The organism is Streptomyces solincola, assembly GCF_002982015.1.
Taxonomy (GTDB): Bacteria; Actinomycetota; Actinomycetes; order Streptomycetales; family Streptomycetaceae; genus Streptomyces; species Streptomyces solincola.
In genome coordinates this window covers 1-9,863 of sequence record NZ_PVLV01000104.1, presented here as the reverse complement: position 1 = coordinate 9,863, position 9,863 = coordinate 1, and the positions used below count along the sequence as shown (strand labels likewise).

Here is a 9,863-nt window from a genome sequence, read left to right as displayed (position 1 = left end):
GTCCGCTCAGTCCGGTTGGCCGTAGTGGCGGAGGCGGGTGGCGGTGTCGGCGACCTGGGCCTCGGTGAGGAGGGCGGGGGTGCGGCCGGGGACGGCGGTGGCGGTGAGCCAGACCCGGCACATCCACTCGAGCTGGGCGGTGCGGTCGTAGGCCTGGTCGAGGGTGTCGCCGTAGGTGACGGCGCCGTGGTTGCGCAGCAGGCAGCCGGAGCGGTCCGCCAGGGCGGCCCGGGTGTGCGCGGCCAGCTCCTCGGTGCCGTAGGGCGCGTAGGGGGCGACCCGCACGGGGCCGCCGAGGGCGGCGGCCATGTAGTGGATCAGCGGCACCTCGTCGACGAGCGTGGAGACCGCGGTGGCGTGCACCGCGTGGGTGTGGACGACGGCCCGGGCGGCGGTGGTCCGGTAGATCTCCAGGTGCAGCGGGAGTTCGCTGGTCGGGCGGAGCGTGCCGAGCGCCCGGCGGCCGTCCAGGGTGACGGCGACCGGTTCGGCGTCGGTCAGCCGGTCGTAGGGCACTCCGGTCGGGGTGACGAGCACCAGCTCGCCGACGCGCACCGAGACGTTCCCGGAGGTGCCGACGACCAGCCCGTCGGCCACCGTGCGGCGGGCGGCGGCCACCAGCTCGGCCCAGGCCCGGTCGACCGGGGAGCGGGGGGCTGTCGGGGGTTCGGAGGCGGCGGTCATGTGACGATCCTGCCACTCCGAGGACGTGACTCCGGGTGACGGCGGACGAGCGCGCCGGCATCGTCCGAGGCGGGGGGCGGGGGCGGGTCCCTCCAGGTGGTAACCGGAATCAGCCGCCCCTGGTTGGGGTCACCATGAAGCCCGCCTCAGTTCACCTTCCGTTCATTCAGCTTCCCTACGTTCACGACGCCACTGACGTCGAACGATTGCCTGGGTCGATGGAACACTTCACGCTGCTGCTCGCCATCGTGGTCGTGACAGCTCTCGTGTTCGATTTCACGAACGGTTTCCATGACACCGCCAACGCGATGGCGACGACCATCTCGACCGGCGCGATGAAGCCCAAGGCGGCGGTCGCCATGTCCGCCGTGCTCAACCTGGTCGGCGCCTTCCTGTCGGTGGAGGTCGCCAAGACGATCTCCGGCGGCATCATCAACGAGAACGGCATCGAACCCTCGGTCATCTTCGCGGCGCTCGTCGGCGCCATCCTGTGGAACCTGCTGACCTGGCTGCTGGGCCTGCCGTCCAGCTCCTCGCACGCGCTGTTCGGCGGCCTGATCGGCGCGGCCGTGATGTCCGCGGGCTTCTCGGCCGTCAACGGCGGCACCATCGTCACCAAGGTCCTCATCCCGGCCGTCGCCGCCCCGCTGGTGGCCGGCCTCGCCGCGATGCTGGCCACCCGGCTGACCCTCCGCCTCGGCGGCGCCGCCGAGAACAAGTCGACCGCCAAGGGCTACCGCGCCGGCCAGATCACCTCCGCTGGCCTGGTCTCGCTGGCCCACGGCACCAACGACGCGCAGAAGACCATGGGCGTCATCACCCTCGCCCTGGTCACCGGCGGCGTCCTCGCCCCCGGCTCGAACCCCCCGATGTGGGTCATCGTCTCCGCCGGCGTGGCCATCGCGCTCGGCACCTACCTCGGCGGCTGGCGGATCATCCGCACCATGGGCAAGGGCCTGACCGACCTCAAGCCGCAGCAGGGCTTCGCCGCCCAGACCAGCGCCGCGACGGTCATCCTGGCCTCCTCCAACCTGGGCTTCTCGCTCTCCACCACCCAGTCCTGCTCCGGCGCCGTGATGGGCGCGGGCCTGGGCCGCAAGGGCGGCGTGGTGCGCTGGTCCACCGCGACCCGGATGTTCATCGCCTGGGGCCTGACGCTGCCGGCCGCCGGCGTGGTCGCCGCCCTGGCCGAGCTGCTGACCAAGCAGGGCACCTGGGGCGTCGTCGCCACCGCGGCGCTGCTGGTGGCCGGCTCCGGCGCCATCTGGCTGGCCTCCCGCCGCGAGCCGGTCGACCACACCAACGTCACCGCCGACGAGACCGGCGCCCCGGCCCCCGAGGCCGAGCCGGAGCCCGCCGGTGTGGTGACCGCCGCCATCGCGGCCGTCACCCCGCCGCCGGCCGGCCCCACCTCGTCGGTGCACGGCCACGCGGGCGAGCTGGCCACGGCCGGCTCCGCCTCCTCCCACTCCCCGGCGCCCGCCGCCACCGTCTGAGCCAGGCTCCGGATCACGGACCCGCTCCGAGGAATCTGAGGAAGAACCGCACATGAAGATCGACTGGGTAGCCCTCGGCACCGTCTTCGGCGTCAGCCTGGCGGCCACCGTCGCCCTGGTGGGCCTGTTCACCCTCGGCGTCGCCGGTCTCTCCCGGCACGAGGCGGCCGGCGCCCACGGCGGCTCCGCACCCCTCGCCCGTACCGGCGCGTTCGCCTGCTTCGCGCTGTGCGCGGCGGCCGTGGCGTACGGGATCTACCTGATCGTCGTCTGACGGCGGTCACCCGTCCGCGAGCGCCCCGGGAGGCCCGTCCGCCTCCCGGGGCGCCGTGCCGTCCGCGGCCGGTCCCGACCGGGCGGTCCCGCAGGTCAACAGCGAGTTGACGGGCGTTCTCGGGGCGTGGTGGACTGCCGGGGCCAATGACGGCGGCACAGGAGAGGAAGCCCGGTGAGAGCCCGGCGCGGTCCCGCCACTGTGAGCCCGCCCCGCGCAGCGCGCGGGGCACGGGTGAGCCAGGAACTCTCGCCGCCGGAACGTCGAACCAGGGCGCGGACCCTGAGTGAGGACCTGAACCCCATGCCGGGCCGCCTTCCCCCGGGGTCGAGAGCGTCGGGCGCCGATGAGCGCTGACCACTCCCCCACCCGCCCCCCTGCCGCCGTCTTCGCGGCCGGCGCGGCCGCCGGGCTGCTCGCCGACGCGCTGCTGGGCGACCCGCGCCGGGGCCACCCGGTCGCCGCCTTCGGGCGCGCCGCGGGCGCCGTCGAGGACCTGCTCTGGCGCGACCACCGCGGCTGGGGCGCCCTGCACACCCTGCTCTGCGCCGGCGGCACGGCCGGCGTCGCGGCCCTCGCGGACCGGGCGGTCCGCCGGCGCGGCCGGCCCGCCGCCGCCGCGCTGACCGCCGCCACCGTGTGGGCCGTGGTCGGCGGCACCACGCTGGCACGGGAGGCCCGGGCGATCGGCGGGGCGCTGGCGGCCGGGGACCTGGAGGTGGCGCGGGAGCGGCTGCCGCACCTGTGCGGGCGCGACCCGCAGGCGCTGGACGGCCCGGCGATGGCCCGCGCGGTGGTGGAGTCCGTCGCCGAGAACACCTCCGACGCGGTGGTCGGCGCCCTGGTCTGGGGCGCCCTGGCCGGGGTCCCCGGGCTGGCCGGCTTCCGCGCGGTCAACACCCTGGACGCCATGGTCGGCCACCGCTCGCCGCGGCACCTGCGCTTCGGCTGGGCCTCGGCCCGGCTGGACGACCTGGCCGGCTGGCCCGGCGCCCGGCTCACCGCGCTGCTGGCCGCCGCCGCCGGCGGGGATCGGGCAGCGGCGGTACGGGCCTGGCGGGCGGACGCCCACCGCCATCCCAGCCCCAACGCGGGCCCGGTGGAGGCGGCGTTCGCGGGCGCGCTCGGGGTACGGCTGGGCGGCGCCCTGTCCTACGGCGGCCGGGTCGAGCACCGCCCGCTGCTGAACGCGGACGGCCGGGACGTGGAAGTCGCCGACATCGAGCGGGCGGTGGCCCTCTCCCGCCGGGTGACCCTGGGGGCCCTGGCCGTCTGCGCGGGCGGCAGGCTGGCCGTCTCGGCGGTACGGAAGCGGCGGAAGGCGGGCGGGGCATGAGGGGCGGCGGGCTGCTGGTCGCGGGGACGACCTCCGACGCGGGCAAGAGCGTGGTCACCGCCGGCATCTGCCGCTGGCTGGTGCGCCAGGGCGTGAAGGTGGCCCCGTTCAAGGGCCAGAACATGTCCCTGAACTCCTTCGTCACCCGCGAGGGCGCGGAGATCGGCCGTGCGCAGGCGATGCAGGCCCAGGCCGCCCGGGTGGAGCCGACCGCGCTGATGAACCCGGTGCTGCTCAAGCCCGGCGGCGACCGCTCCAGCCAGGTCGTGCTGATGGGCAGGCCGGTCGGCGAGATGAGCGCCCGCGGCTACCACGGCGGCCGGCAGCGGGAGCTGTTCGAGCCGGTGATGGCCTGTCTGGAGGAGCTGCGCACGACGTACGACGCGGTGATCTGCGAGGGCGCCGGCAGCCCCGCGGAGATCAACCTGCGCCGCACCGACATCGTCAACATGGGCGTGGCCCGGGCCGCCCGGCTGCCGGTGCTGGTGGTCGGCGACATCGACCGGGGCGGGGTGTTCGCCCAGTTCTTCGGGACGACGGCGCTGCTCGCCCCCGAGGACCAGGCACTGGTCGCCGGCTATCTGGTCAACAAGTTCCGCGGCGACGTGACGCTGCTGGAACCGGGCCTGGACATGCTGCTGGGGCTGACCGGGCGGCGCACCTACGGCGTCCTGCCGTACGCGCACGGGCTCGGCATCGACGAGGAGGACGGACTCAGGGTGTCGCTGCGCGGGGCGGTCCGCGAGTCGGTGACCGCCCCGCCGCTCGGCGAGGACCTGCTGCGGGTCGCGGTCTGCGCGGTGCCGCTGATGTCCAACTTCACCGACGTGGACGCGCTGGCCGCCGAGCCGGGGGTGGTGGTCCGCTTCGTGGACCGCCCCGAGGAGCTGGCCGACGCCGACCTGGTGGTGGTGCCCGGCACCCGCGGCACGGTGAGGGCGCTGGCCTGGCTGCGCGAGCGCGGACTCGCCGCGGCGCTGGCCCGCCGGGCCGCCGAGGGCCGCCCGGTGCTCGGCGTCTGCGGCGGCTTCCAGGTGCTGGGCGAGCGGATCGAGGACGACGTCGAGTCCCGGGCCGGGCTGGTGGACGGGCTGGGGCTGCTGCCGGTACGGGTGCGGTTCGCCCCCGAGAAGACCCTGGCCCGGCCGTCCGGCACGGCGCTCGGCGAGCCGGTGGAGGGCTACGAGATCCACCACGGCGTCGCCGAGGTGGCGGGCGGCGAACCGTTCCTGGACGGCTGCCGGGTGGGCGCGGTCTGGGGCACCCACTGGCACGGCTCGCTGGAGAGCGACGCCTTCCGCCGGGCGTTCCTGCGCGAGGTCGCCGCCCAGGCCGGCCGCCGCTTCGTGCCCGCCCCGGACACCGCCTTCGGCGCACTGCGCGAGGAGCAGCTCGACCGGCTCGGCGACCTGGTCGAGGAGCACGCCGACACCGGCGCGCTCTGGAAGCTGATCGAGCACGGCCCGCCGGCCGGCCTTCCCTTCGTCCCGCCGGGGGCGCCGTGAGCACCCCCGTGCGACACCCGGTGGAGCACCCCCGTCCCCCCGTCCGCCCCTGTGCAGGGAGTGTCCGTTAATGGCCTCGGTCCCCTATCCGTTCACCGCCGTCGTCGGCATGGACGACATGCGGCTGAGTCTGGTGCTCAACGCCGTCTCCCCCGCGATCGGCGGCGTGCTGGTGCGCGGCGAGAAGGGCACCGCCAAGTCGACGGTGGTACGCGGGCTGACCGCGCTGCTGCCGGCCCTGGACGTGGTGCCCGGCTGCCGCTTCTCCTGCGCGCCCGGCTCCCCCGACCCGGACTGCCCGGACGGCCCGCACGAGCCCGGACCCGGTACGGCCCGGCCGACCCGGCTGGTGGAGCTGCCGGTGGGCGCCTCGGAGGACCGGCTGGTCGGCGCGCTGGACATCGAGCGGGCGCTGTCGGAGGGCGTGAAGGCGTTCGAGCCGGGCCTGCTGGCCGCAGCCCACCGCGGCATCCTCTACGTGGACGAGGTCAATCTGCTCCACGACCACCTCGTCGACCTGCTGCTGGACGCCGCCGCCATGGGCGCGTCGTACGTCGAGCGGGAGGGCGTCTCCGTCCGGCACGCGGCGCGGTTCCTGCTGGTCGGGACGATGAACCCGGAGGAGGGCGAGCTGCGGCCGCAGTTGCTGGACCGCTTCGGGCTGACCGTGGAGGTGGCCGCCTCCCGGGAGCCGGAGCAGCGGGTGGAGGTGGTGCGCCGCCGGCTGGCCTACGACGAGGACCCGGCCGGTTTCGCGGCGCGCTGGACCGCCGAGGAGGGCGGGCTGCGGGAGCGGATCGCCGCCGCCCGGGCGCTGCTGCCGAGCGTGCGGCTCGGCGACGGGGCGCTGCGCCAGATCGCGGCGACCTGCGCCGCGTTCGAGGTGGACGGCATGCGCGCGGACATCGTGATGGCCCGGACCGCGACCGCGCTGGCCGCCTGGGCCGACCGGACGGACGTGACGTCCGACGACGTGCGCCAGGCCGCGCTGCTGGCGCTGCCGCACCGCCGCCGGCGCAACCCGTTCGACGCGCCGGGCCTGGACGAGGACAAGCTCGACCAGACGCTGGAGGAGTCCCGGGACGCGGAGGGCGACGACGATCCCGACCCGGGGCCGGGCGACGGCGGTCCCGGCGGCGGTCCGGACGGTGGCGGCGGGGTGCCCCCGCAAGGCGGTCCGGCGGAAGCGGGCCCGGCGCAGGGCGGTACGGCGCAGGGCGGTACGGACGGGCCCGCCGAGGCTCCGGCCGGCGCGCCCGCCGCCGGGGCGCCCGAGCAGGCCGCGGCCCCGGCGGCCGAGCCGTTCCGGACGAAGGCGCTCAGCGTGCCGGGTCTGGGCGAGGGCGCGCAGGGGCGGCGTTCCCGGGCGCGTACCGACCATGGCCGGACCACCGGGGCGCGCCGTCCCCGGGGGGCGCTGACCAAGCTGCACCTGGCGGCGACCGTGCAGGCGGCGGCCCCGCACCAGCGGGCGCGCGGCCGGTCCGGGCCGGGTCTGGTGGTGCGCCGGGACGATCTGCGGCAGGCGGTTCGGGAGGGGCGCGAGGGGAATCTCGTGCTGTTCGCGGTGGACGCCTCCGGGTCGATGGCGGCGCGCAAGCGGATGGGCGCGGTCAAGGGCGCGGTGCTGTCGCTGCTGCTGGACGCCTACCAGCGGCGGGACAAGGTGGGCCTGGTGACCTTCCGGGGCTCGGAGGCCGAGCTGGCGCTGCCGCCGACCTCGTCGGTGGACGCGGCGGCCGCCCGGCTGGAGAGGCTGCCCACCGGGGGCCGCACCCCGCTGGCGGCCGGGCTGCTGCGCGCCCACGAGGTGCTGCGGGTGGAGCGGCTGCGGGACCCGGCGCGGCGGCCGCTGCTGGTGGTGGTCACCGACGGGCGGGCCACCGGCGGCCCGGAGCCGCTGAGGCTGGCCGCCCGGGCGGCCGGGCTGCACGCGGCCGAGGGCACCGCCTCGGTGGTGGTCGACTGCGAGAGCGGCCCGGTGCGGCTGGGGCTCGCCGCCGAGCTGGCCCGCTCGCTGGGCGGCGCCGCGGTCACCCTGGACGAGCTGCGCGCGGACGCGATCGCCGGGCTGGTCCGGGACGTGCGCGGGGACGCCCGCGGCGCGGGGAGGGCCGCCTGATGCACCGTACCGCTGAGACGAAGGAGATCGCGTAGTGCCGCAGGGACAGCCGGCCGTCGTGCCGAACGACGGCCTCACCACCCGCCAGCGCCGCAACCGGCCGCTGGTGATGGTCCACACCGGTGTCGGCAAGGGCAAGTCGACGGCCGCCTTCGGGATGGCGCTGCGCGCCTGGAACCAGGGCTGGCCGGTCGGGGTGTTCCAGTTCGTGAAGTCGGCGAAGTGGAAGGTCGGCGAGGAGAACGCGCTGAAGGTGCTGGGCGCTTCCGGCGAGGGCGGCCGGGTGGACTGGCACAAGATGGGCGAGGGCTGGTCCTGGATCCAGCGGGACGCCGAGCAGTCCAACGAGGACAAGGCGCGCGAGGGCTGGGAGCAGGTCAAGCGGGACCTGGCGGCCGAGACGTACCGCTTCTACGTGCTGGACGAGTTCGCCTATCCGCTGCACTGGGGCTGGGTGGACACCGCCGAGGTGGTCGAGGTGCTGGCGAACCGGCCCGGCAGCCAGCACGTGGTGATCACCGGCCGCAACGCCCCGGCCGAGCTGTGCGAGTTCGCCGACCTGGTGACCGACATGTCGAAGGTGCGGCATCCGATGGACGCCGGTCAGAAGGGCCAGCGGGGCATCGAGTGGTAGCGCGTCTCGTCATCGCCGCGCCGTCCTCGGGGGCGGGCAAGACCACGGTGGCGACCGGTCTGATGGCCGCGTTCGCCGGCCGGGGGCTCGCGGTGTCCCCGCACAAGGTGGGACCGGACTACATCGATCCGGGCTACCACGCGCTGGCGACCGGCCGGCCGGGGCGCAACCTGGACGCCTACATGTGCGGTACGGGGCTGGTGGCGCCGTTGTTCGCGCACGGCGCGGCCGGGGCGGACCTGGCGGTGGTCGAGGGCGTGATGGGGCTGTACGACGGGGCCGCGGGGCAGGGCGAGCTGGCGTCCACCGCGCAGGTGGCGAAGCTGCTGAGGGCCCCGGTGGTGCTGGTGGTGGACGCCTCCTCGCAGTCGCGGTCGGTGGCGGCGCTGGTGCACGGCTTCGCGTCCTGGGACCCGGAGGTGCGGATCGGCGGGGTCATCCTCAACAAGGTGGCCACCGACCGGCACGAGCACCTGCTGCGGGAGGCGCTGGGCGGCTCGGGGGTGCCGGTGCTGGGCGTGCTGCGGCGGGCCCCGGCGGTGGCGACGCCGTCCCGCCATCTGGGTCTGGTGCCGGTGGCCGAGCGGCAGGCGGCAGCGGTGGAGGCGGTGGCCGCGCAGGCCGAGCAGGTGCGGGCGGGCTGCGATCTGGAGGCGCTGCTGGCGCTGGCCCGGAGCGCTCCCCCGCTGTCCGCGCCGGCTTGGAGCCCGGAGGCGGAGGCCCCGGCCGGTCCCCCCGGGGCGCGCCCGGTGGTGGCGGTGGCCGGCGGGGCGGCGTTCACCTTCTCGTACGCCGAGCACACCGAGCTGCTGGCGGCGGCCGGTGCCGAGGTGGTGCCGTTCGACCCGCTGCGGGACGAGGAACTGCCGGACGGGACGAGGGGGCTGGTGATCGGCGGCGGCTTCCCGGAGGTGTACGGGGCGGAGCTGTCGGCCAACGAGCGGCTGCGCGAGGCGGTGGCCGAACTGGCCGCGTCGGGCGCTCCGCTGGCCGCCGAGTGCGCCGGACTGCTGTATCTGGCCCGGTCGTTGGACGGCCGGCCGATGTGCGGCGTGCTGGCCGCGGACGCCCGGATGACGGAGCGGCTGACGCTGGGCTACCGGGACGCGGTGGCGCTCGGCGACAGCCCGCTGGCGGCGGCCGGCACCCGGATGCGGGGCCACGAGTTCCACCGCACGGTGCTGGAGCCGGGCGCGGGGCCGGAGCCGGCGTGGGGACTGAGGCAGCCGGAGCCGAGGGTGGAGGGCTTCACGGTCGGCGGGGTGCACGCCAGTTATCTGCACACCCACTGGGCGGCCGTCCCGGGCACCGCCCGGCGGTTCACGGAGCACTGCGCCGGATGAGCGGCGGCGGAGCGGACCGCGGTACGCCGGGTCCGGGCGGCTTGTTCGTCGGCGTCGGGGCGCGGCGCGGGGTGGCCGCCGGCGAGGTGCTGGAGCTGCTCGGCGAGGTGCTGGCGGACGCCGGGCTGCCGCCGGCCGGGGTGGTGGCGCTGGCGACGGCCGAGGAGAAGGCGGGCGAACCGGGGATCGTGGCGGCGGCGGCCCGTCTGGGGGTGCCGCTGGCGGCGCGTCCGGCGCGGGAGTTGGCCCGGATCGCCGTGCCGACCCCCTCCCCGGCGGCGCTGGCCGCGCTCGGCACGCCCTCGGTCGCCGAGGCCGCGGCGCTGGCGGCGGCGGGGGCGCTCGGCGGCCCGCCGGAGCCGGAACTCCTCGTCCCCCGGCGGGTGTCCGGGACCGGGCGGGTGACCTGCGCGGTGGCACGCGGGCGGTCGGCGCGGTTGTCGGCCGGGGGAGGCGGGTACACGGGCGG

The 9,863-nt window shown here is 76.4% G+C and carries 9 protein-coding genes; 8 read left to right on the top strand and 1 reads right to left on the bottom strand.

Annotated elements, in window-relative coordinates; all coding sequences use genetic code 11:
- Window positions 1-6: 6 nt before the first annotated feature.
- Window positions 7-684, bottom strand: a complete 678-nt coding sequence (locus C6N75_RS08290; protein WP_105868212.1) for a class II aldolase/adducin family protein — start codon at window positions 682-684, stop codon at window positions 7-9.
- Window positions 685-902: 218 nt separating this feature from the next.
- Here C6N75_RS08290 and C6N75_RS08285 point away from each other — a divergent pair, with 218 nt between their 5' ends.
- The 8 genes from C6N75_RS08285 to C6N75_RS08250 form a co-directional block, all read left to right on the top strand.
- Window positions 903-2,180 (top strand): inorganic phosphate transporter, encoded by a 1,278-nt coding sequence (locus C6N75_RS08285; RefSeq protein WP_105868211.1) that lies wholly within the window; start codon window positions 903-905, stop codon window positions 2,178-2,180.
- 52 nt (window positions 2,181-2,232) lie between these two features.
- Complete coding sequence (locus C6N75_RS08280; protein WP_105868210.1) at window positions 2,233-2,454, top strand: hypothetical protein; 222 nt, start codon at window positions 2,233-2,235, stop codon at window positions 2,452-2,454.
- 346 nt (window positions 2,455-2,800) lie between these two features.
- Window positions 2,801-3,790 carry a cobalamin biosynthesis protein gene (locus C6N75_RS08275; RefSeq protein WP_105868209.1) on the top strand — a complete coding sequence of 330 codons (990 nt, stop codon included), beginning with the start codon at window positions 2,801-2,803 and terminating at the stop codon, window positions 3,788-3,790.
- A complete protein-coding gene (locus C6N75_RS08270) occupies window positions 3,787-5,295 on the top strand; it encodes a cobyric acid synthase (RefSeq protein ID WP_105868208.1) in 1,509 nt (502 codons plus the stop codon). Before C6N75_RS08275 ends, C6N75_RS08270 begins: the two co-directional genes overlap by 4 nt.
- Window positions 5,296-5,365: 70 nt before the next feature.
- Window positions 5,366-7,417, top strand: coding sequence for a putative cobaltochelatase (locus C6N75_RS08265; protein ID WP_105868207.1), 2,052 nt, complete (start codon window positions 5,366-5,368; stop codon window positions 7,415-7,417).
- A gap of 34 nt (window positions 7,418-7,451) precedes the next feature.
- Window positions 7,452-8,051, top strand: coding sequence for a cob(I)yrinic acid a,c-diamide adenosyltransferase (cobO, locus tag C6N75_RS08260; RefSeq protein ID WP_105868206.1), 600 nt, complete (start codon window positions 7,452-7,454; stop codon window positions 8,049-8,051).
- Complete coding sequence (locus tag C6N75_RS08255) at window positions 8,045-9,394, top strand: cobyrinate a,c-diamide synthase (RefSeq protein ID WP_105868205.1); 1,350 nt, start codon at window positions 8,045-8,047, stop codon at window positions 9,392-9,394. The genes cobO and C6N75_RS08255 overlap by 7 nt, the downstream gene beginning before the upstream one ends.
- Window positions 9,391-9,863 (top strand): cobalamin biosynthesis protein (locus C6N75_RS08250; RefSeq protein WP_105868204.1); only part of this gene is annotated, 473 nt, incomplete at its 3' end. The genes C6N75_RS08255 and C6N75_RS08250, both read left to right, overlap by 4 nt.

What these genes read in the sequence shown, in the direction of transcription:
- C6N75_RS08270 (WP_105868208.1), top strand. Translation starts at nt 3,787, where the DNA reads ATGAGGGGCGGCGGGCTGCTGGTCGCGGGGACGACCTCCGACGCGGGC.
- C6N75_RS08265 (WP_105868207.1), top strand. Translation starts at nt 5,366, where the DNA reads ATGGCCTCGGTCCCCTATCCGTTCACCGCCGTCGTCGGCATGGACGAC.
- C6N75_RS08290 (WP_105868212.1), bottom strand. Translation starts at nt 684, where the DNA reads ATGACCGCCGCCTCCGAACCCCCGACAGCCCCCCGCTCCCCGGTCGAC.
- C6N75_RS08275 (WP_105868209.1), top strand. Translation starts at nt 2,801, where the DNA reads ATGAGCGCTGACCACTCCCCCACCCGCCCCCCTGCCGCCGTCTTCGCG.
- C6N75_RS08280 (WP_105868210.1), top strand. Translation starts at nt 2,233, where the DNA reads ATGAAGATCGACTGGGTAGCCCTCGGCACCGTCTTCGGCGTCAGCCTG.
- C6N75_RS08285 (WP_105868211.1), top strand. Translation starts at nt 903, where the DNA reads ATGGAACACTTCACGCTGCTGCTCGCCATCGTGGTCGTGACAGCTCTC.